A 20,920-nucleotide genomic window follows, 5' to 3' on the forward strand; every position below is an offset into this window, starting at 1 on the left:
CAATCCTCTCAGATTAAAGGTGTTGCGGCGACCGGTTGAACCCACCGGATCTCACCGGTCATTCCCTCAGGCAATGCCCCGCCTGTCGTCAAGGCCAGATGATCATCGTCGAAATCTTCGACGGCGCGACTGGACCCCCGCCATACTGGGATACGTCATGAAAGAACCGCTCCGCTTTCGCCGTCACCGCATCGCACGACCCGTTCGGCCGGAAAACCGAGTCGGTCCCGCGAAGCTGCGCGCCGTCACCCCCGGCTGCCTTTGCCGGGCAAGGCCGACGCCGGTCCTCACTTTGCCGAACCTATATCCGTGCCGCTTTCGGCGCACGCGACCCCTGCAATCGCTGCGTCCACGACCGCATCCGCGCCCACGCCATGCCTGTTCATGGCACGGCGTTGAACGCCCATAGCGGCCACCCGTGCCGGCGGCTTAGTCCAACACGTTTTTAGCTCACCGTCGCGATCCACCTCAGCGCGCTCTCGCCACCCGCCTTTCTCCGCGACGCCAAGCTAAAAACGCTCTGCATTATGCCGCGCGCGGCATAAGCAGGTGGTGATCAGGGTTGCCATGAAGGCGGCCCGATCAGCGCCGCGATCGGAGCCTGCAAACAACCAAGCTTTCCTGCCGAGAGCCATCTCGGGGTCATTCTGCCCATGTTGGGCAGGAGGTCGAGGTCCATTACCGTTGGCACCCGTATTTCGGACGTCGGCTTCGCTGCGAGAACAGCGAAGAGCGCGCCAACGGCCGGATCATTCATCTCGTCGACGCGCCCGGGCATGTCATTACCGCTCCGGCCTGGATGATCGATCCCGTGGCTTGCGCGGCGATGGACCTAGGCCCCCCGCGCGTATCGCTTGCCGCGCTGCTTGAGCTACACAAGCTCTTGATCGAATGCCGTTTCCGGCGAGGCTCTCCGGATGGTTTCACCATCGCGGAGGCGCAACATGAGAACCCTGCCACCCCCGACACGATCTCTCGTGGTCGTTCGCCAACTCAGCTTGCCGCTCGACTCGGAGAAGCTGAACGGGCTGAGTTCAGCGCAACGGACCATAGTGATCGCCCGGCTCGCCAACGTACTGATGGCCGCCGCCGGCGTGGCAACGGAGGAGGAGAGCTGCGATGACGAGCGGTAATCTGATTCCGACTGCCGTCCTCAAGCGCAAGGCCGTCGTCTATGTGCGTCAGTCCACTCAAGTGCAGGTCCAGCTCAACCTTGAGAGCCAGCGTCGGCAATATGAGCTTGTCGACGTCGCGCGGCGCTGGGGATTCCGCAAAGTAGAGGTGATCGACGAGGATCTGGGACGAACCGCAAGCGGGGCTGTGGAGCGTCCCGGTTTCGAGCGCCTGGTCGACGATCTGTGCACCGGCCATGTGGGCGCCGTGCTTTGCCTGGAGGCGTCCCGCCTGTCGCGCAACGGGCCGGACTGGCATCGGCTGCTCGAGTTGTGCGGCGAAGTCGATGCACGCGTGATCGATTTGGACGGAGTCTACGATCCGGGATTGCCGAACGACCGCCTGCTGCTCGGTATGAAGGGCAGCATCAGCGAGTTCGAGCTCGGCGTGCTGCGTGCCCGCATGTACGAGGCCGCCCGCGCCAAGGCACAGCGCGGAGAACTGCGCATCTCCGTGCCCTTCGGCTATGTCTGGCACCGCGATTACGGTCTCGGGTTCGATCCCGACATGCGCCTGCAGGAGACCATTCGCCTGATATTCGCGCGCTTCCGCGAACTCGGCAGTGCGCGTCAGGTCCTGATCTCGATGATCGACGATGGCGTGCATTTCCCCAGACCCTCCGACGGCAAGAAGATGGTGTCCTTCGACTGGGTTCCGATCCGCTACCGCAACGTGATCTCGATCCTGAAGAACCCATTCTACGCCGGCGCCTATGTCTATGGTAAGAGCGAGAAGCGCACTGAGATCGTCGATGGCCGCGTTCGCAAGAGCCATGGCCATTATAAGCCGGCCAGCGGGTGGGCGGTGGTGCTCAAGGACCATCACGAAGGCTACATCGGATGGAGCGAGTACGAACGGAACCAGGAACTGCTCGCGGCAAACGCTTATGGCAAGCCGGCGGCGTCAAGTCGGGCCGCGGCGGTCGCGCGCTGCTCCCGGGTCTCATCTCCTGTGGTCGATGCGGGCGAAGACTGGTTGTCATGTATGCCGGACGCGGCCAAGGTTATCCGGTATATCGCTGCGAGCGCGGCAACCTCATGATGGCCCAGGCGCGATGCATGTCGTTCAACGGCTTTCGCACCGACGCGGCGGTGACCCGCGAAGCGCTGGAGGCGGTTGCGCCGATGGCGATCGAAGCGGCGTTGGAGGCTGAACCCATGCAGCTGGAGAGCGAAGCCAAGCGGCGGCAGATGATCGAGATGGACCTGCAGCAGGCGCGCTATGAGGCATCGCTCGCCGAGCGAAGCCACGCTCAGGCGCGTGGAGACCTCCGAGGCCCGGCTGAGCGAAGTCCAGCGTGTGGAGCCTGTCGACGCGGTTCCGGACTTCACGGGCCTCGCCCAGAATCTCGAGGCCACCTGGAACGCGCCAAGTGTCGACATGCGCTGTCGTCAGCAACTGCTGCGCGCGCTCATCAAGGACATCGTGGCGGATGTCGATGACGATGCGCGCGACGTGATCTTGACCATCCACTGGCACGGAGGCCAGCACTCGCAAGTACGGGTTCGCAAGCCCAAATCCGGAGAGCATGGCCAGCGTACGCCTGAGGAGGCTCTGGCGATCATGCGATCCATGGCAACCCGGTGGTCGGATGCCGAAATCGCTGCCACACTCAACCGCATGGGCATGCAGACCGGTCAGGGAAAGACCTGGACCGCGCGTCGCGTCCAATCGCTGCGCACGGTGCACAAGATCAGCGGCTATCGCTCTTCCGACAAGAATGGCGAGTGGCTCACCATGTCGGACGCGGCCGCCCGGCTTGGAGTCTCGCACGTTAAAATCCGCCGGTTCATCAGGGATGGCCTCTTGCTGGCCGAGCAGGTCATGCGCGGCGCGCCCTACCAGATCCGCGCCAGCGACCTCGAAGACGAACGGATCAAGACCGATTTGGCGCGCAATACTCCGCGTCGCATCCACGACGACAACCAAGAATCGCTGTTTTCCGCCATTTGAAAAGGAGGTGCATAATGAATCGGTCTTCGCAAAACCACGCAACGCCCGTTCGGCGGCGTTGTTGGTGAGACAAATCCGGCCGTCGCCGAGGAAGGACGTGAAGCCATCCCAGCGCTTCAGTATGTAGTCGATAGGCTCGGCAACCGGAGAAATGCGCGACAGTTTGGCCCTCTTGGTTCGCAGGCAGGCCTCAAGTTCGGTGGCGAGAAGACGGCTTTCCTGCCGGCGTCGTTGCAGCCGTTCGTGGGCGGCAAGCCCGTTGATCCCGCGCTCGATGTCAAACAGCGCGTCGATGCGCTTGACGGCCTCGAGCGCGATCGGTGAGATCGGGGCGGCGTTCTTGCCGCGTTTGGCATTGGCGGCGATGTCGGCAAGCACGAAGAATTTGCGGCGCGCATGCGCCCAACACAGCGCCTGGGTCAGCGGACCGGGGTCACGGTCTGCCTTGAACAGCGGGTTGTAGCCGCCATAGGCGTCGGCCTGCAGAATGCCGCTGAAGCTCTTCAGATGACGCTCGGGATGTTCCTGCCGCCGATCGCGCGAGGCATAATAGAGCGCCGCCGGCGGCGACTGCCCACCGAAGGGCCGATCATCCTGACGTAAGTCCAAATGCGCCCCGTATTCTTGCCGCGTGCCAGGATCGGCACGGTGGTGTCGTCACCATGCAGACGTTCGGCGGCAAGCACATGCGTTTCGATCAGCGCATGCACCGGCTTCAGTGCCGCGGCACAAGCTCCGACCTGGTCGGCCAGTGTCGAGAGGCTGAGGTCGATGCCCTCGCGGGCATAGCGCTCACTTTGCCGGTTCAGCGGTTGATGCTGACCGAACTTCTCGAACAGGATCATGGAGAGGAGATTTGGCCCGGCGAAGCCGCGCGGCGTCACATGGAAGGGCGCCGGCGGCTGCGCGATCTTCTCGCATTCACGGCAAGAGAACTTCTCGCGCACGGTCTGGATCACCTTCCATTGGCGCGGGATCACCTCCAGCGTCTCGGTGATATTCTCGCCAAGCTTTGCCAGCTTGGCCGAACCACAGCACGGGCAGTTTGACGGTGCGGCGATGACCACGCGCTCACGCGGCAGATGGTCGGGAAAGGGCTTGCGCGACGGGCGCTTGCGCTCGAAGGCCCTGACCGTCGATGACCGTGCCGCCAGTTCCGCCGCCAGCTCGTCTTCGCCGGCGTCGGCTTCCAGTTCCTCGAGCTGCAGCTCCATCTGTTCGAGAAGCCGGGCTTTCCGCTCCGAGCGACTGCCATGGATCTCGCGCTTCAGCTTCTCGATCTCCAGCCTGAGCCGCGCGATCAGCGCATCCGAGTGCGAGTTCATGGCCTGCGCGCGAGCGGCGAGTGCTTGTGCCTCCCGGCGGGCCGCACGCTCGGCCAGGATCATAACGTGCGCGCTGACAAGATCGTCAGGAAGCTGATCGGCCGCATCGGTCATACCGCGATGGAATCATATTCGCTCCCGCCACGCCAGCGGTTTTGCTCATCCCGCCGAGCTTGGACGCCAGGTTTTTTGCGGCATCCGCCAGTCGATGCCTTCGAGCAAATAGCCGAGCTGTGCAGGCGTGATCACCACCGTGCCGTCGGCCGCCGATGGCCAGATGAAGCGGCCGCGCTCAAGCTTCTTCGTGAACAGGCAAGCACCCTGGCCGTCGTGCCAGATCACCTTGATCAGGCCACCCTGCCGCCCGCGGAAACAGAACAGATGACCGCTGTGCGGATCGCGCTTCAAGGTCTCCTGCATCATCAGCGAAAGACCCGGAAAACCTTTCCGCATATCCGTATAGCCAGTGGCGAGCCACACCTTCACACCGCGCGGAACCGAGATCATCGCCGCTCCAGAACATCGAGGATCCGGCCGAGCGCCTCGCTGTCGATATCACTCTCGACCCGCAGGCGGCGGGCGCCGCCAAGCTCGATCGTCACCATGCTGCTCTTCTTGCGCGGCCGGGAGATCGGCGATGGCGTCGCCGGCGGTTGTGGCGCCGACAGCGCCTCGACGACTTCCACGGGAACGAGCTGCGGCACGGACGGCGCGGAGATCTGGCAGAGTTCCTTGCCACCGGAAAAGCTGGCTCACATGGATGCCGGCCGACCGTGCAATCTCCGAAACACTGACTCCAGGCTCAAACGTCGCCGCGACCAGCCGCTCCTTCTCCTCGCGAGACCAGCGCCGACGCCGCTCGACCTATGTGATCACCTCGATCTGATGCTTCGTCATAGGGCTACTCCTAGTGCTTGCACTAGGACTTTCAGCCTTCAGCCTACCTCAGCAAGGCGGCCGTCACCGTGGGGATACGACGCACCCGACTTCCAAGTAATTGCTACGGCCCCGCGCGCCTGACGGCGCGCGGGGATGTTGGTCAACCGCGTCCCACCTTCTTCGAGAGGCTTAAGTGATGTCACCCCGCTCGGCATCGCGCCCCTGGCGATCGGCTGCTATGCGTTGGATGGCCATTGCATAAAGTTCATCAGAACGTTCCTCCGATTCGGACACGTCCCCCAAGTTACAAGGCCCACCCCCCAATGATCCGGTCAACTGGCCCCGTGCAGCGCCGGCGTGGAAAAGGGCGCCCGAGGCGCCCTTCATTTTAGATAGGCTGTCAGCAGCCCGCCTTCGCGTTGCGCATCAGAAGCGGTAGGTGACACCTGCGCCTATCAACCAGGGATCGAGCTCCGCCTTTCCAGTCAGCTTCGCGCCGTCGACCGTTACGTCGAAGTCTGGCTTGAGGAACAGCTTCTTCACGTCGAAGTTAACACCCCAGTGCTGATCCACCATGTAGTCGAATCCGACCTGCAGCGCCGTGCCAAACGTATTCTTAACCTTGAGAGCATCGGCGCTGCCGGCACCCTGGTTATAGAAGATCGTGTAGTTCACGCCGACGCCTACATAGGGCTTGAACGCGTCGAAATCGGTAAAATGATACTGCAATGTAAGCGTGGGCGGCAGCAGCCAAAGCTTGCCAATATTGCCCAGCGCGCCGATCGCTCCTTGGCCCTCGATGTTGGCGTAGGTGGTGCCGAGGATAAGCTCGGCGGCGATGTTGCCCGTGAAGAAATAGGAGATATCGAGTTCCGGCGTCACAGTGTCCGAATAGGAAAGACCGGAGCCGGGCGCTGCATTGACGTAGCCCGAATCCTCAGTGACGACCCCCAACGCACGCAGGCGGATCTGCCAAGGGCTTGGCCGTTCCGTGACCGAGGCTCCTGCCTGCGGGACGCTCGGGGCTTGCACAAGGTCGGCCGCAACGGCTTGCTGTCCCACCACCATGAGGACGACGGCCGCTGTTGCTCCCCGCGCCACGCCCGTTTGCTTTCTCGCCATAATATCTCTCCTTGCTCTTCAGAAATGATCGATTGCACTGTGAAAAACCCTTCGGCCCGCTCCTGTCGCCGATATGACCTATCATTTCGAAGAAGGCCGGCGTCTCGATGAACCAAAGGCGCTCGCTCCCGGCAGTACGGTCCAAAATGACCAGATACGCCGAGGGATTCGGAACCGGCCTCGAAGATTACCGCTGAGGTGAGCGGATCCGCGCCACGCTTCCACAGCCGCACGGTGCGCGCGTAGCCGGAGCGGGTGGCCATGCCATCACCAAACGCACTAGAAAGCAGAAGCGTGTCAGGGTCGAGCCAATTAACCCCGCCCTTGGCATCCGCGAGGTTGAAACCATCGGCGACGAAGCTAAGAAACTTCAGATCGAATTCGCGATGCACGACCGCATCGCTTCCGCCGCGCGACAGGCGCAGAACGGCTCTTTCCCGTCTCTCCGGCTCGATCGACGCGCCGCCCAAGATCCAGTCCTCTCCGTCGCTCACGGCGACGGCGTCCGGATCGAGCGGTGCCTCCCATTGGGGATCCGCCTTCATGTAGACGGCAAGGGTGCTCCGGCGCCACAGTCCGCGCCGGTTGCGGGCATCTTGCCAGAAATTGTAGAGGTAATGACCGTGGCGCTTGATCTGGAGAGTTTTGTCCGGGCGATCGAAAATCGCTGTGAGGGCCGCGCGGTCGCGCTCGAATTGCGTTCCACCGAAGTGCCCCAGTGTCCTGGCCGACTGGCTGGCGGTCCAGTCAAGTGCCCGTTCGCCTTCTATATCTTCAAACCAAAGATAGGGATCATCGTCGGGAGCATTCAGAGTTGGACGGAAATCGAACGCGGTCATGTCCGTACAACCTGAAGAATGACAGCGCAAAGGCTTCCTTCCGCTCGGGAAAGCTCAGTGTTTGCGGCGGCGACCGCATGCTCGGCGAGCGTGATCATGGGATGAGGTCTTCTCAGTTGGTGCGGCGCGGCAGTGCGTTTGCGCATAGGACTTGCATGTGTCGTGCCAACCAGGAAAATCTTTTCAGAACAATACGATCACTTTGAATAGCGCTGTGTCTTATGTCCGACATCGTCGTAGTTCCGACAATGACTGCGACGGTAGGCGCGTGATCGATCTAGTGTATTGTCTTCGCACTTATGCGGGACGCAACACACTATGCCGCCACACCGGCGTACCAACAGCATCGGCAAAGGCCGCGAACCGGACGTGATGGGAACAGACGAGGACAGATCCTGAAAGCCTGCAGCATAGTCGGAGCTTCGAGCTCGCTCTCTTGATCAGGCCAAAGGATCAGCGGATACCATCAGGGCCAGCAGTCACAAGACCGCAGCAACAGGCCGGAGAACATGACCGCACCCGCGACCATCCCATCGCTGAAAGCAAACCCTTGATCAGCGGGCGCCGTCAGACATGACTATTTTGTATTGCTCGACGGACTGCCTCTGTCGTCGTGGCGCTGCCGTGTAGAACCTGGCCCATAGTGCCTCCTTCCATTCGGAAGAAAATAATGCACCATCAAAGCTCGGGACCAAACACCTAGAGTGCCATTCAGCTTTTTTATTTCATTTGACCTGCCCCTAAGAATTTCCTCCATCTGAGATTAGAGTCCGGCCCTTGATCGAAGGACGGACTGATGAAGAGCAGATCATTGCGGTTCTGCGCGAGCATGAGGCGGGTGTAAAGGCGGGCGATCTGGCCCGCAAGCACGGGGTCTCGGAGGCGACGCTGTATAATTGGAAGGCGAAGTATGGCGGGATGGACGTGTCCGACGCCAAGCGGCTGAAGGCGCTGGAAGACGAGAACGCCAAGCTGAAGAAGCTGCTCGCCGATCAGATGCTGGAAGCCTCGGCGCTGCGTGAGCTTCTGTCAAAAAAATGGTAGGGCCCGCCGCCAAGCGCGAAGCCGTCGCGCATCTGCAGGCCGTCATGGGTCTGTCGGAGCGTCGGGCCTGTTCCTTTGTGGGCGCCGATCGCAAGATGATCCGCTACCGGTCAAGGCGTCCGCCCGAGACGGAGCTGCGTGGCAGGTTGCGCGACCTCGCCAATGAGCGCCGACGCTTTGGCTACAGGCGGCTGTTCATCCTGCTCAGGCGCGAGGGCGAGGCATCTGGGGTCAACCGCATCTATCGTCTGTACCGCGAGGAGGGCCTGACGGTGCGCAAGCGCCGGGCAAGGCGGCGAGCGGTCGGCACGCGGGCGCCGATCCTGGTCGAGGCAAAGCCGAACGCGCGCTGGTCGCTGGATTTCGTGCATGACCAGTTCGCCTGCGGCCGCAGGTTTCGCGTGCTCAACGTCGTCGACGACGTGACGCGCGAATGCCTGGCGGCGATCCCGGACACCTCGATCTCCGGCCGTCGGGTTGCCCGTGAACTGACGGAACTGATCACCCAGCGCGGCAAGCCACGCATGATCGTCTCCGATCACGGCACCGAGTTCACCTCGAACGCCATCCTCGCCTGGTCGAAGGATTACAGGATCGAATGGCACTACATCGCGCCGGGCAAGCCGATGCAGAACGGCTATGTCGAGAGTTTCAACGGCCGGATGCGCGATGAGCTGTTGAACGAGAGCCTGTTCTTCGGTCTCGACCACGCCCGAAGCGCCATCGCCGAATGGAGGGAGGACTTCAACACCGCGAGGCCACATTCCTCGCTCGGCTACCAGACCCCGGCAGCCTATGCCCAGGTCATCACCGCAACCGGCTCCGACGCTGTGCTGATGGAAGGCTCCGCGCCTCCGCCGGTTGCTCAACCCGCGCCACAAGGCGTAACAAAAACGGTCGAGGCTCTAATCGCAGCTGGATGACAGTTCAGTAGCAGGTCACATTGTAGACACTAGCTGAAATGACGCCCTTGACCCTGCCGCTCTGAGCGCAGCACCCGTGGCAGGCGGCGCTTCCATCGTTCACTTCGCGGCAAAGGCCGATGGCGCCCCAGGAAGTGATGAGGGCAGCGCAACCAAAAACGTTTGCCTCGCGGCTTCGGTCCTGCCCTTGACTAGTTGGCGGCGATGTACAGGGATTTCCCGAGAGCCTACGTCGACCGTGCAAAGGCCTGCAACTGCTGAGTGAGAGGAGGGACGCTTGGACGAACACGATCCGAAGGAAGAGCTGATCGAGACGATTTTTCGCAACGGCACAATCACCGTCGTCGGCATTCTGCTTGCCTTTTCGCTCGGCTTCGTCACGCATTGGGCAGCGAACCCCATGCCATGGCGGCTCTACGACCTGTTCGCCGTTGTGCCGATCCTGGTCGGCATCACGTTGCAGTTGCGGGCGCTGTCCCTGCTACTTGACATGAGTTCGTTGCGCCGACCCATCTACGAACGCGCCAACCGCATCTTCATGGCCGGCCTTATCCTGACCGCGTGCGGCGTCGGGCTGGCCATCCTGCTCGATGTCTTCGCAATGTCGATCAAGGGCACGCTGCCCGGCGCTTGACGGCCTGTCCCTGCGCTTTGGAGCTGCCGCAATCGGCCGGCGCGACGCGTCAGATCCGAGGGTTCCTAGTGCTTTCCCCCAAGCAGCGTCAGCCTTCTTCCCGAAGAACGCTTTCTCTAGATTGCATTAGCGGATGTTTAGAGCGTGGGCTTGCCGGAAATTACGTCTCGGTGGCATAACCCGCATAGCTTTTAGGGTGTTGCCAGGAAGACCGATTCGCGGGCGTGGATGGAGAAATGCACTGCGTCAGGAAGAGGATCGGCAGGTTGCGTGCGCGCATTGCAGAACTGGAGCGCGATCAGGTGGCGATTACACCTCAGGGGCGCCATCGGCGTTTCGAAGCCGGACATGAACTTCGCAATGCGAAGTGCCGCTTGCAGCGTCTCGAGGAATGCATCGCTGAAATACCGGAGAAATGTGGCCGTTAGCGCAAGCTTCGCCGCTCTCAATCTTTGCCACGCGGTCGGCTGGTCGGCGGGGAACAGTTGCCGATCGTGCGGGTACTCTGTCCGGCAGAGACGCAAGGTTCTGCACGTCCGTTCATGAAGACTTCGTGCTGGTCTCCACAAGAGAAGTATTCTGGTGCAGAAGGTGCCCGATTAGCTATCGGAAAAAAGGGGACATCGACGTGCAAATCGGGCGCCGCAGTGAGGCGTACCCCCCCCAATGTCGGATTTCCGACAGGATCGTAAATCCGCCAACCCATTGTTTAATAAAATTTCCTTCTCTGGCACGGCCCATGCATGGGACTCTGCCAACGCATCAGCGAGACGTCGTCCATGATCATGCGCACCGAAAATGCCGTCGCCGCAGTGAAAACCGCGCTCTCGCCTGCCATCAAGCCGCCGAAAGGCCGGCGCGTCATGGTCGAGGCAGGCGATTGCGCCGGCTTCAAACACCTTAGTGGGCCTGGAAAGCTCCTCGCGTGACGGCGAGGGGGGCATCCAGACGGGCGGAAAGGACAAACGTCGTTGCCCCACGTCGCCGGCATGACCCGTCGATTGTCACCGCGCTGGAATGCGCGGGTCTACATGCGAAGACCCGAACGCGCAGGACAAATTCTCGCAAGCCCGGTCGGGACTGGGGCTCGAAGTCCGTGAGCGGAGGCTAATGGCTATGGCCGATATTCGCCGCGAACAATCGGCCTAGTGGGAAGACGCTATAGGAGGAAGCAGGTGGAGTTATGTTGCGTTGGGATCGGTGCTGGCCCGTCCAATTTGAGCCTTGCGTGTCAGATACACGAGCAAGTTGGGAAAGGGGCAGTGTTCCTGGATCGGCAGGTCGACTTCCGCTGGCATCCAGGCATCGCATTCGATTCCTCGGAGCTCCAGGTCAGCCACTTCAAGGACCTGGTCACTCTAGTGAATCCGCGATCAGCCTACACTTTCGTAAACTTCCTGCACGAGAACGGGCGTCTGTATCACTTCCTGAACGCACAGTTCGAAGCCGTGCTCAGAGTGGAGTTCGAACAATACCTGAACTGGGTCTTCCACAGGAACCCACTTGTGCGTGGCGGCGAGACAGTGCGCGAAATCCGCTTTGACGGCGAGTTTCAGGTGCGGACGGATAAGGCGGTTCTCGGCGCCAGAAACGTTGTGGTCGGCATTGGCAAGCAGGCGCAAATTCCGCCTCAATTTCAGGGCTGGATTGGACGCAACCTGTTCCACTCATCGGTTTTACTGCACATCCACCCTGAGGTGCGGAGAAAGCATGTCTGCGTGGTCGGCGGAGGCCAGTCGGGAGCCGAGGTGATGTTGCACCTTGTCGGCCTGCCGAACGAACGGCGGCCTGCCTCGATCACTTGGGTCTCGCAGCGCGAAAACTATCTGCCTCTGGACAACAGCCCGTTCACAAACGAGTTGTTCATGCCCTGCTTTTCGGATCGCTTCGCGGCGATGAGCGAGTCGCAGCGTAAGCTGCTCCTGCGGCGTTTCGTGCTTGCTTCGGACGGCATTTCGGAAAGCACGTTGCGCGCGACCTATCAGGCGCTGTACCGCCATGCATTTTTCGAGCCAAACCGATGCGACATCACACTGCGGCCGGGCTGCACCGTCTCGCACTGCATCAACGCCGGACCGGGTCACAGGCTGACCCTGCAGCATAGCATGGACGAGCTCGAAGAAGTCACGGCTGACATCGTCATCCTGGCCACCGGTTACGAGAACGCGGTCCCAAGCTTGTTGGAACCGATCATGGGCCGCTTGGAGCAGATCGACAATGAATTAGCTATTCGCGAGGATTTTTCGGTGAGCTGGGACGGACCGTGTGACAGACGCATCTTCGTACAAAATGCGAGCCTCGGGCAGCGCGGCATGGCCGATCCGAACCTAAGCTTGCTGGCCTGGCGCGCGCGCCGCATCCTCGATAGCCTACTTGGGCGCGCGCCATGCGCGAGCCCCGAGCATCCTGGCTTCATCACCCATACCTCGATCGAGAGCTGGCCCGACCACGCAGCCGAAGAAATGGGCAGTGGAATATGACTCGTATGCTTTTGATCATCGGCGGTGGCATCCTAGGAATGATGTCCGCCTGCGCTGCGGTGAACCCCGGAGGCTTCTCCGATATCATCGTGATCGACCAAGCCCTTGGACCAAGCGGCGCACCGCATCACTCTGGAGGCGTGCATTTCCCCTACGGTTGCCAAGGCCGTACCAAGTCGCTCACTCTGAAGACCGCCGTGGTCTTGGCGGCCATGGCTGGGTCGGCAGGTAGCGGATGGTGCCGGCCTTTGGCGATGCGTGTCGTGGTTGAACCGGGTGAAGCGATTGATCCGGCCCAGTTTGCGGAACCCCTGGACCCGGCTGAGCCTGACCTAGGCAGTCTCGCGCCGAGCTTCTGCGGACATACCCGCCGGAGCGGAACGCACTTAGCATCGCCTCCCTCACCACGTGAGTCCGTCTCCGTGGACCCGCAACTTGATCAGCGCCCGACCGCCCTAATTGGTATGTCCAACCAAACCAGTCTTTCTAAGAGGAGGCTTTTCGCATGTTGACTGATGCACAAAGAGAAAAGTGGCAGAAGGACGGATACGTCAGGCTCGAAAGGTTCTTCGCTCCAGCGGCTCAGGAAGATATCTCTACCTTTGTCGAAGATATGTCACGCTGGGATGTCAGCGACGACAAATGGCTCATGTGGTTCGAGAAGACGACGGACAATCGAAAGATCACCTCCAAGATGGAGAATTTTCTCGACTTCCATGATCCATTGCGTCGTTTGCTCTTAGAAGATCAGCGCATAAAGTCAGCGGTCGAGGAGTTGCTTGGCGAAGCTTCGCGCAGGCTCAAGGAGCTGCTGATTTTCCACTACCCCGACAGCGGCGGCTATCTCCCGCATCAGGACATTTATCACATTCCACACAAACTCCCGGATCGGATGGTCCATGCGGTGGTTGCCATAGGCATCGACGACTCCGACGAGGAAAACGGCGGGCTTTTCTTCAGCCCCGGCAACCACAAGAAGGGGGTGTTTCCCATGGATGCCGGTGGGGTGATCGACCCTCAAGTTGCCGAAAAGCTCTCATGGGAACCCGTAGTATGGAAGTCTGGCGACATCTTCATCTTCGACGATTACGCACCGCACTACTCAAGACCGAACAAAAGCAATCGTTCTCGGCGGACACCCTATTTGGTGTTCCAGCGTGCTTCAACCGGCGGGCCGACCCGCGCTGAATATAACGTGCTTAAGCGCGCCCTTAACCCGCCCGAGGGCAAAGTGGCCGATCTCGACAATCTCAAGCCCCCAAATGGCATCTTCTATCGCGATTGAGCTCACGCAGCCAGGCGGGGGCATGCACACGAAACTGATCGACCGCTCAAAAATGCGCGGACGGTATGGACGTCTGATTTGCTGGCTCGCGGAGCATCGACCGCAGCCCGTTACGACGCTTTGGCATGTGGATTGCGTGAGGTGGTCGCAGGCGGTCTTCTGTGCGCCTACAGCCCGACTAGTGCCCCCCTTGCTTGCCCGCTTCCCGGCCCAGAGCTGCACTATCCTGGCCGGGCCGCCAACGGGTCGGGCTGCCGTTTCTTTCCAGCACGAATTGCACGGGAGGCTGTTGCGTTGGCAGCCGAAATCCCACTGCTTCAACAGGTTAGGTTCGTTGTCATGCGCAAGTACAAGTTTTCTCGAACGGAGCTGTCGCGGGCGTTCGGTATCGACATGGCCACGCTTGGAACGGGAAGCGCTCGCAGGGGGTTTTCATTCGGTAAGGTTGGACCCGGCGTCACATCCGAGCCCCATCGGCACGACGAAATCGAGGCCTTCGTGGTCCTGTCTGGTGTGGGCAAGGTCACCACCGACCGGGGGGAAATCTCGGTCGAGGCGGGCGATGTCGTTCTGTTTCACCCTTTTGAAGCGCATGTGCTGCGCAATGATGGAAACAAAGACATAGATTTCGTCGCTGTCTACTGGCGAGACGGCGAGGCCGCCCTTGATGCCGCTGCAAAGACCACGACCCCACGCGGCCCAATCTTCGTCTTCTCCACGCCGCCAACGCCAAATGGCGATCTGCATCTGGGGCATCTTTCTGGCCCCTATTTCGGCGCTGACGTCTATACTCGTTTCCTGCGCATGAAAGGAGTCGAGGCCTATCACCTGACCGGAAGCGACGATTACCAGAGCTACGTCGCGACACGCGCCGATGCCGATCAATCGACTCCTGCAAACGTGGCGCGCTACTACGCCGACGAGATTCGCGCCACGCTTGCACTTCTCGATTGTGAGGTCCACAGCTTCCAAGCCACAATGGGCGATGACGGTTACGGCGAGTTTCAAGCCGCCTGTTTCCGCAGTCTTCTGAGCAGCACGGCGATAGATCTACGCCAGAGCCCTGCGCTTTTCGATGCCGTGACAGGCCGTTATCTTTACGAACCGGATGTTAGCGGCCTCTGCCCCGATTGCGGCGGATCCGCGGGTGGCAACATCTGCGAGGAATGCGGCGCCCCAAACCTTTGCCACGACCTGCGTGCAGCCCAATCACGGCAGTCTGCCGAGGCGCCGGTGGTCGGCTCCCTCCGCCGTCCGGAACTTGCCATGGACCAATGCTACGACAATATCGACCGGCATCTAAGGGCGTCGGGCGTCCCGCTACGGATCTTGGATCTCTTCGCGCGCCTTCGCCAACGCGGCGACTTTTCAGTGCCCATTACCCACCCCTCGGACTGGGGCCTGCCGGCCGAGGGGTTCCCGGGGCAAGTGATCTGGGTGTGGCCGGAGATGGCATTCGGTTTTCTGTACAACATCCAGGCGCTCGGCCGCTCGATGGGTCGCGACTGGAAGGCGGAGATGCCCGGCAACGACTGGCAGATTGTCCATTTCTTCGGCTTCGACAATTCGTTCTACCACGCCCTACTCTACCCCGCTCTTTACGCCGAGGTCTTCTCCCACTGGACGCCACGCATCCGCTATCACGTCAACGAGTTCTACCTGCTCAACGGCAAGAAGTTCTCAACCAGCTGCCGCCATGCGGTCTGGGGCAAGGAGGTTCTGAGCCCAAAGACAGTCGACGTCGTGCGCCTTCATTTGGGCCTGACACGCCCGGAAGGTGAGCGGACGGATTTCACGCTGGACGCGCTGCGCCGCACCGAGAAAGAGGTGTTCCAAAGCATCTGGCTGAACTGGCTTGAGGCGTTGAACCAGGAAATCAAGCACGATTTTGCCGGCCGTGTACCCGATGCAGGCGACTGGAGCCCGGTTGACCGCGCCTTCTTTGCTCGCATAGAGATCTATCGTGCTGCGATGGAGCGCGCCTATTCGGACGAAGGCTTCTCGGTTCGGCGCGCGGCCACTCAGGTCTGCGAATTCGTGCGCGATTGCGTGATCTACCGCGGGGCGCGAGACTTTGCGGCGGCGCGACGTTTCTATCCCGCCCGCAATCGGACTTCGCTAGCCCTTCAGACGACGGCCGCTGCGATCCTGGCACCGACACTCGCTCCGCTGATGCCCCGCTTCGCCAGAACGCTGGCGCGAGGCATCGATGGCGCCTCAACCGAAACATGGCCCCGGTCCGTCCATCGCCTTGCCCCCGGGACGCGCTTTGACCTCGGACCCGTGTTGGTGTTCTACGCCAAATCCGGTAATCCTCATCTCGATGACGAGGAAACACTATGAGCCGAAAGGTGCACCAGTGAGCTGTCCCCATCTCGACCAGATCTGCGCGGCAATCAAAGCCGACGACGCCAAAAATCTTGACTCGCTGTCACTGGCGAGGGAAGCCGCTCTGAAACGGTAGAGACTAGATTAGCGGACCTGAACCAACGCGTCGTCAAACAACCCTGGCCCGCGCCTTCGAGGACCGCTCGGCCGATCGCTTCCCGCCCTTGCTGTTCGTGCCGAAAATGCCGTGTGGGCTCGACTGGGCTGACCAACCTCTTCGGCATCGGGATTTCCGTCCTCCAGCCGGTCAAGGCTGTAATGCGGTTCGAGCCGCTTGGTTAAGCTGGCGCGCCCTGGACCGTGCGCCGATCACCAATGTGGATGCGAACGCGGCGTGATGGTCCTTCGATTCTGTCCGAGCGTGTACCGGCGCGGCAGTCAGCCGAAGAACAGCTGAGCTACTGATATCGGAATGTAGCAGGTCCAAATTCTGCCCCTGAAGCCGGATATTGCTCAATCAGCGTTGACGATGGCTTGGTGCACAAGCTTCCAACTAGACCCGCGCAACGACAGCCCGTCGCCTGAGGGTAGTCGGCGAGGGCCGCCAAATCGCAAGCGTATCCTCCGTCGCATGCGCACCGTCTTCGCCGAAAATGCAGACGCTTGTCTCGTCGAGAGATACATCCAGCTATTTTAGGGGGCTCCTCAGGATTGCGTGTTTGCTCGGGTGCGGACCGCCCCCCAGTTCCCAATCGAGGAGCAATTCTACAATCCACATGTTTGGAGATCGCTCGTTAGGTAACCAGTCTGTGAACCCTGCAAGCCGATGCTTCAGATGCCGCCCATGCAGAGGTATTTCATTTCGAGGTAGTCCTCGAGGCCATGGCGGGATCCCTCCCGCCCGATGCCGGACTGTTTTATCCCACCGAACGGCGCCGCTTCCGAAGACATCCGGCCGGTATTTACCCCGACCATTCCATATTCCAAGGCCTCGGCGACACGCCAGACACGCTTCAGGTTAGAGGCATAAAAATACGCCGCGAGGCCGTAGATCGTTTCATTGGCATCGCGCACGACCTGATCCGCATCGTTGAAGCGAATAATCGGTGCGAGCGGCCCGAATGTCTCCTCTTGCGCCACGGTCATCTCGCTGGTGACACCGGTCAGGACCGTTGGTTGGAAAAACGTGCCATTCGTGCCGACGCGTTTGCCCCCGGATCGAATTGCGCCGCCTTTAGCTACGGCATCGGCAATATGGGATTCAATCTTGGCCAAAGCCTGCTTGTCGATGAGAGGCCCGATGTCCACTCCGGGAGCGAAACCGTCACCAACTTGAAGTTGGCGAGCCCGTTCCACGAATTTCTCGACGAACTCGTCGTGAACGCGCGACTGGACGTAAAGGCGGTTCGCTGAAACGCAGGTCTGGCCGGCATTGCGGTACTTCGCCTGGATCGCACCGTCAACCGCGGCATCGATATCGGCATCATCGAAGACGATGAAGGGTGCATTGCCGCCGAGCTCTAGGCTGACTTTTTTGATCTGGTCCGAGCACTGGCGCATGAGTAGGCGCCCGATCCCAGTAGACCCGGTGAAGCTGATCTTGCGGACCTTGGGATTTGTGCAAAGTTCGCGGCCGACCGCGTCACCTTCGGACGCATAGATCAGGTTGACGACGCCTTCGGGGAAGCCTGCCTGATGGGCGAGGGCGAACATTGCTCCAGCCACGAGCGGCGTCTGTTCAGGCTTGAGGACAATCGTGCATCCCGCCGCCAAGGCTGGCGAGATTTTGCGCGCCACCATCGAGGCCGGGAAATTCCATGGGGTTATCGTGCCGACCACCCCGATGGGCTGCTTGATCACCAGCATTCGGCGGTCCGTCGATGGTGCGGAGATCGTCTCGCCATAGACGCGATTTGCCTCCTCGGCGTACCACTGCAGATACGCCGCAGCATGCGATCTCTCCGATTTGGCCTCGGCAAGCGGCTTGCCCATCTCCGCGGTGAGAATTGCAGCGAGATCGTCGGTGTGGTCGATGATCAACTCATGCCATCGCCATAGAACATCGCTGCGCTCACGTGCGGTAAACCCTGCCCATCCAGGCTGCGCGACATAGGCCTTCTCGATTCCAGCGCATGTCTCTTCGACTCCCATGTCAGGTAGTTCTGCCAGCACTTCGCCGGTCGACGGGTTGAGGACCTCGAATGTCCGCTCTCTAATCCGCGTGCCAAGTGCCGGCAGGCGATCGATGGGTCGAAACAGGTCAGGGGATCTCAGGTGACGGATCATCGGCGGGCACAGGGGCAATCGGTTTCCTCCTCAACGCCAGGCGTATATAGCAGGTTCGGGGTGTAGTCCGGACGTCCAAGCTCCTCATAGGACCTCGGCCAGACAGCTAGCAGACCACGTTTCCCAACTGGAAAGGGAGAATACCTGAATTCGCTAGAAGATGAGTCGCGGTTCCACTAGCCGGGCTCGACCGGCGGTTGCGCGCGGGCAGGTCCGGCCCGCGCACAACCCTGCCAAAGGTCTTCGCGGCCGGCGCCTGGTTCTACGTGCCGGCTACCGTGTCATTCGGTCGGCAATATTTGTTGTAGATCGTGAATGTTTCGGTGCCGTTCAGCTTTTCCATCTCCTGCATCCAGCCGTTTGACCGGAATGCGGTAGGGCTGATTCGGCCGCAATGTCGTGTTGACCTCCTCGTCCAGCAGACCTGCGGGTTCGTCTCTCTGCGCCAACGGCGCTCCTCCAGGATCACATTTCGCTCGGTCTTTATATCATCCTCGTTGAGGATGAGGTTGAACATGCGATCGGCCTCGAAGCCCATCATCTCGCCCGAAATGGGTCATAGGCGGTGAGGGCGTTATTGTAGCCGCCGCTCACTTAGACGGCTCGGTGAACTTGCTGTCGGCGCGGTTGGTGGTCGCTTTGAAGATCAGACGCTCGAGGAAATGGGCAAGTCCGGATTTGCCGGGTGCTTCGGCGCTGCCGACCTTGTACCAGACCATATGAGTGACGATTGGCGCGCGGTGATCGGGGATGTCGACCCATGCCATTGCCGAGCAGGAAATCCGCGATCTTGCCGCCGTCGGTGGCGGCCAGAGCCGGAGCGGTCGTCACCAGGGCCAGGGCGGTGGCAGTGAACGCCTTGCGCAGCTAGGGGGGCGATCGATGGCTCCGTTTGGCAAGGCAAAGGGTTCGAGGCAAAAGTGATTTGTTCCTCATTTTGATGAACGCGCTGCGTCTTCGCCTCCCCGTGGGAGGATCGGCGGGCAGCGCCGAGCCCGATAAATCATGGGCCCAGGGCTCACTCGAGCCTCACCTTCGGATGGACCAGGAGACCTGCGGCGGTGTTCTTGGGGAGGTGGCCATTGGAGGGATTTTCCTTGGTCCGCGACGTCTTGCGGACGATCAGGCATGCACCGTGCCAGATCAGAAAACCATTGGAGGCTGTTGACAAATCGGGCTCTGCCATGTTGCGCATCCGACATTGTGGGCGATTGAACAGGGCTGAAGGCGACGCGAGCACGGCTGAGAATATCTTCTTCCTTCGGAAGACGATTAGGCGCGCTGCCGGGGAGGAGTACAGGATGCGCTTTGAAGGCCGCTGCACCGACGGTCAGAATTGAAATGTTGTCGCTCCAGCGGACCGATGTCCTCGACAGTCAGACCGGGCGGTGCTGAAGGGTAGAGGCGTGAGCAGCGTAGCTAAGTGGGCGCGGAGCCAGCTCGCGCGCGAAGACGGACCTGAAAAAAACGGCGGGTGGCGACATTCGCGAGGCGCTGGAAAACGAGGTCGTAGGACTGGGCGGGAAAAACGATGCCGTTGCTCTCTTCTGGCGTGATGGCCTGCCGCGAGGCCGTTGAACGTGATGAGTTGCTGCGGGAAGGGGAGTGTTTTCGCGGGACCTTGGTCAACGTAAGAAACAAACGTCGAGCTCGCCTTGGATGGGGGCATGCAGCACATTTGCCGCTGCAGGACAGCAGCACGGAAGCTGTCCGCGCTTGCCGTCGTCCCTGGGCACCAAACAGCAGAATTTAGCGGTCGCGATTGATTTCATGTGCGTAAAATCCCGCCTGGTGCGCTCGGCTGCAAATGCATGCCTGGCGGAGTGGTCGCTTAGGTCAAGAGCATCGCGTGAGTAACAGCCTGATCTTGCTCAATCTGATGCGCGCTAACCGCCTCGCCGGATTGTGGAACTGCTCGCGGGTGGCTTCTACCACAAACAGCAAGGTCATGAAATCAAGCAGGAAGTCGTCAATCGCTTGGCCGATTGTTTCTGACTTGCCCTTGAACTGGTCCAGCAAAACGCGCGCGCTACCGATCGCTTCCACGCTGGTGGCATCGATCAACCCCTCGACCCTCTTGAAACAATCCAACTCGAAACTCCTTAAGGCGCTCCCAAGGTGTTATGCACGAAGGCAGCTCCGTGAACTACCCGGCCTTTGACCTGGCGGCACGAGCAGCGGTCGGCCTTACGTCCCGCGCCTCCAAACACGAGCCATCGACGTGGCGCTGAGGAGCGTTGGAAGAAATCGGGCGCTTCCGGCCGTGCTCGAGCGGTAGTGTAGGACAGTGCTTGCTGGCGGCTACGCCACAATGGAGTGCGCCAGCTGATCGGGGATTAACAATTTTTCGCTTTTTGCTGCGCACAACTCTCGGCTATGACTCGGACAGGCCTAATGGCCTGCCCACGTTGCATTGTAAAAGAAGGAACAAGTATATGCCGACTGGAACGGTAAAGTGGTTCAACAGCACCAAAGGGTTTGGATTTATCCAGCCCGACAATGGCGGTCCGGATGTTTTCGTCCACATTTCCGCTGTCGAACGCGCGGGCCTCTCGACCCTCGCTGACGGCCAGAAGATCAACTATGAGATCGAGCAGGATCGCCGCACTGGCAAGTCCTCCGCTGGCAGCCTGAGCAAAGCTGGTTGAA

At 60.7% G+C, this 20,920-nt stretch carries 16 protein-coding genes and 6 pseudogenes; 10 read left to right on the forward strand and 12 right to left on the reverse strand.

Features of this window, described 5'->3' with window-relative positions; genetic code table 11:
- Window positions 1-20 precede the first annotated feature (20 nt).
- The 4 genes and pseudogenes from AC3CB8_RS10270 to AC3CB8_RS10285 all read left to right on the forward strand — a co-directional run.
- Window positions 21-161, forward strand: a pseudogene (locus AC3CB8_RS10270) (IS91 family transposase); the annotation flags it as partial.
- A 440-nt stretch (window positions 162-601) separates the two neighbouring features.
- Window positions 602-874 (forward strand): annotated as a pseudogene (locus AC3CB8_RS10275) (hypothetical protein); the annotation flags it as partial.
- Window positions 875-944: 70 nt separating this feature from the next.
- The gene (locus AC3CB8_RS10280) at window positions 945-1,133 is read left to right on the forward strand and encodes a hypothetical protein (RefSeq protein ID WP_352458677.1); all 189 of its coding nucleotides are present in this window, start codon (window positions 945-947) and stop codon (window positions 1,131-1,133) included.
- Window positions 1,120-3,126, forward strand: a pseudogene (locus AC3CB8_RS10285) (recombinase family protein). The gene AC3CB8_RS10280 and the pseudogene AC3CB8_RS10285 overlap by 14 nt, the downstream one beginning before the upstream one ends.
- A gap of 27 nt (window positions 3,127-3,153) precedes the next feature.
- Here the strand turns inward: AC3CB8_RS10285 and tnpC are convergent.
- The 6 genes and pseudogenes from tnpC to AC3CB8_RS10315 all read right to left on the reverse strand — a co-directional run.
- Window positions 3,154-4,565, reverse strand: a pseudogene (gene tnpC, locus AC3CB8_RS10290) (IS66 family transposase); the annotation flags it as partial.
- A 45-nt stretch (window positions 4,566-4,610) separates the two neighbouring features.
- Window positions 4,611-4,958: an IS66 family insertion sequence element accessory protein TnpB gene (tnpB, locus tag AC3CB8_RS10295; RefSeq protein WP_352727376.1), complete on the reverse strand. Its 348-nt coding sequence runs from the start codon at window positions 4,956-4,958 to the stop codon at window positions 4,611-4,613.
- A complete protein-coding gene (locus tag AC3CB8_RS10300) occupies window positions 4,955-5,155 on the reverse strand; it encodes a hypothetical protein (protein WP_488377299.1) in 201 nt (66 codons plus the stop codon). Before AC3CB8_RS10300 ends, tnpB begins: the two co-directional genes overlap by 4 nt.
- 34 nt (window positions 5,156-5,189) lie before the next feature.
- Window positions 5,190-5,300, reverse strand: a pseudogene (locus tag AC3CB8_RS10305) (transposase); the annotation flags it as partial.
- A 456-nt stretch (window positions 5,301-5,756) separates the two neighbouring features.
- The gene (locus AC3CB8_RS10310) at window positions 5,757-6,452 is read right to left on the reverse strand and encodes an OmpW/AlkL family protein (RefSeq protein ID WP_352727380.1); all 696 of its coding nucleotides are present in this window, start codon (window positions 6,450-6,452) and stop codon (window positions 5,757-5,759) included.
- Between the two features lie 239 nt (window positions 6,453-6,691).
- Window positions 6,692-7,291: pseudogene (locus AC3CB8_RS10315) on the reverse strand (prolyl oligopeptidase family serine peptidase); the annotation flags it as partial.
- A gap of 777 nt (window positions 7,292-8,068) precedes the next feature.
- Here AC3CB8_RS10315 and AC3CB8_RS10320 point away from each other — a divergent pair.
- Both AC3CB8_RS10320 and AC3CB8_RS10325 read left to right on the forward strand, forming a co-directional pair.
- Window positions 8,069-9,258, forward strand: a protein-coding gene (locus AC3CB8_RS10320; protein ID WP_488377300.1) for an IS3 family transposase whose coding sequence is annotated in 2 segments (ribosomal slippage) — window positions 8,069-8,321 and window positions 8,321-9,258 — 1,191 coding nt in all. Because the reading frame shifts where the segments join, the coding sequence is not laid out codon by codon here.
- Between the two features lie 277 nt (window positions 9,259-9,535).
- Entirely contained in the window at window positions 9,536-9,892 is a 357-nt protein-coding gene (locus AC3CB8_RS10325; RefSeq protein WP_352727257.1) for a hypothetical protein, read from the forward strand.
- A gap of 191 nt (window positions 9,893-10,083) precedes the next feature.
- On the opposite strand, the gene AC3CB8_RS10330 is transcribed toward AC3CB8_RS10325, so the two are convergent.
- Window positions 10,084-10,416: a hypothetical protein gene (locus AC3CB8_RS10330; RefSeq protein WP_352727255.1), complete on the reverse strand. Its 333-nt coding sequence runs from the start codon at window positions 10,414-10,416 to the stop codon at window positions 10,084-10,086.
- Between the two features lie 651 nt (window positions 10,417-11,067).
- Here AC3CB8_RS10330 and AC3CB8_RS10335 point away from each other — a divergent pair.
- The 3 genes from AC3CB8_RS10335 (at window position 11,068) to AC3CB8_RS10345 (ending at window position 16,000) form a co-directional block, all read left to right on the forward strand.
- Window positions 11,068-12,372, forward strand: coding sequence for a lysine N(6)-hydroxylase/L-ornithine N(5)-oxygenase family protein (locus tag AC3CB8_RS10335; protein WP_488377301.1), 1,305 nt, complete (start codon window positions 11,068-11,070; stop codon window positions 12,370-12,372).
- A gap of 505 nt (window positions 12,373-12,877) precedes the next feature.
- Window positions 12,878-13,657 carry a phytanoyl-CoA dioxygenase family protein gene (locus tag AC3CB8_RS10340; RefSeq protein WP_352727251.1) on the forward strand — a complete coding sequence of 260 codons (780 nt, stop codon included), beginning with the start codon at window positions 12,878-12,880 and terminating at the stop codon, window positions 13,655-13,657.
- Window positions 13,658-13,996: 339 nt separating this feature from the next.
- Complete coding sequence (locus AC3CB8_RS10345) at window positions 13,997-16,000, forward strand: class I tRNA ligase family protein (RefSeq protein WP_352727248.1); 2,004 nt, start codon at window positions 13,997-13,999, stop codon at window positions 15,998-16,000.
- 816 nt (window positions 16,001-16,816) lie between these two features.
- On the opposite strand, the gene AC3CB8_RS10350 is transcribed toward AC3CB8_RS10345, so the two are convergent.
- From AC3CB8_RS10350 to AC3CB8_RS10370, 5 genes are all read right to left on the reverse strand, one after another.
- Window positions 16,817-18,271 (reverse strand): NAD-dependent succinate-semialdehyde dehydrogenase, encoded by a 1,455-nt coding sequence (locus AC3CB8_RS10350; RefSeq protein WP_352727246.1) that lies wholly within the window; start codon window positions 18,269-18,271, stop codon window positions 16,817-16,819.
- 281 nt (window positions 18,272-18,552) lie between these two features.
- Window positions 18,553-18,720, reverse strand: a complete 168-nt coding sequence (locus tag AC3CB8_RS10355; protein ID WP_488377302.1) for a hypothetical protein — start codon at window positions 18,718-18,720, stop codon at window positions 18,553-18,555.
- Between the two features lie 141 nt (window positions 18,721-18,861).
- Window positions 18,862-19,038, reverse strand: a complete 177-nt coding sequence (locus tag AC3CB8_RS10360) for an insulinase family protein (RefSeq protein ID WP_435053116.1) — start codon at window positions 19,036-19,038, stop codon at window positions 18,862-18,864.
- 251 nt (window positions 19,039-19,289) lie between these two features.
- Window positions 19,290-19,457: a hypothetical protein gene (locus tag AC3CB8_RS10365; protein ID WP_352698759.1), complete on the reverse strand. Its 168-nt coding sequence runs from the start codon at window positions 19,455-19,457 to the stop codon at window positions 19,290-19,292.
- Between the two features lie 650 nt (window positions 19,458-20,107).
- On the reverse strand, window positions 20,108-20,335 hold the full coding sequence (locus AC3CB8_RS10370; RefSeq protein WP_352727245.1) for a hypothetical protein: 228 nt from the start codon (window positions 20,333-20,335) through the stop codon (window positions 20,108-20,110).
- 371 nt (window positions 20,336-20,706) lie between these two features.
- Between AC3CB8_RS10370 and AC3CB8_RS10375 the strand changes: the two genes are divergently transcribed.
- Window positions 20,707-20,919, forward strand: a complete 213-nt coding sequence (locus AC3CB8_RS10375) for a cold-shock protein (protein ID WP_023679670.1) — start codon at window positions 20,707-20,709, stop codon at window positions 20,917-20,919.
- Window position 20,920: the final 1 nt, after the last annotated feature.

The organism is Mesorhizobium sp. P160927 (assembly GCF_057766385.1).

What these genes read in the sequence shown, in the direction of transcription:
- AC3CB8_RS10280 (WP_352458677.1), top strand. Translation starts at nt 945, where the DNA reads ATGAGAACCCTGCCACCCCCGACACGATCTCTCGTGGTCGTTCGCCAA.
- tnpB (WP_352727376.1), bottom strand. Translation starts at nt 4,958, where the DNA reads ATGATCTCGGTTCCGCGCGGTGTGAAGGTGTGGCTCGCCACTGGCTAT.
- AC3CB8_RS10310 (WP_352727380.1), bottom strand. Translation starts at nt 6,452, where the DNA reads ATGGCGAGAAAGCAAACGGGCGTGGCGCGGGGAGCAACAGCGGCCGTC.
- AC3CB8_RS10340 (WP_352727251.1), top strand. Translation starts at nt 12,878, where the DNA reads ATGTTGACTGATGCACAAAGAGAAAAGTGGCAGAAGGACGGATACGTC.
- AC3CB8_RS10345 (WP_352727248.1), top strand. Translation starts at nt 13,997, where the DNA reads ATGCGCAAGTACAAGTTTTCTCGAACGGAGCTGTCGCGGGCGTTCGGT.
- AC3CB8_RS10350 (WP_352727246.1), bottom strand. Translation starts at nt 18,271, where the DNA reads ATGATCCGTCACCTGAGATCCCCTGACCTGTTTCGACCCATCGATCGC.
- AC3CB8_RS10360 (WP_435053116.1), bottom strand. Translation starts at nt 19,038, where the DNA reads ATGGCATGGGTCGACATCCCCGATCACCGCGCGCCAATCGTCACTCAT.
- AC3CB8_RS10365 (WP_352698759.1), bottom strand. Translation starts at nt 19,457, where the DNA reads ATGGCAGAGCCCGATTTGTCAACAGCCTCCAATGGTTTTCTGATCTGG.
- AC3CB8_RS10375 (WP_023679670.1), top strand. Translation starts at nt 20,707, where the DNA reads ATGCCGACTGGAACGGTAAAGTGGTTCAACAGCACCAAAGGGTTTGGA.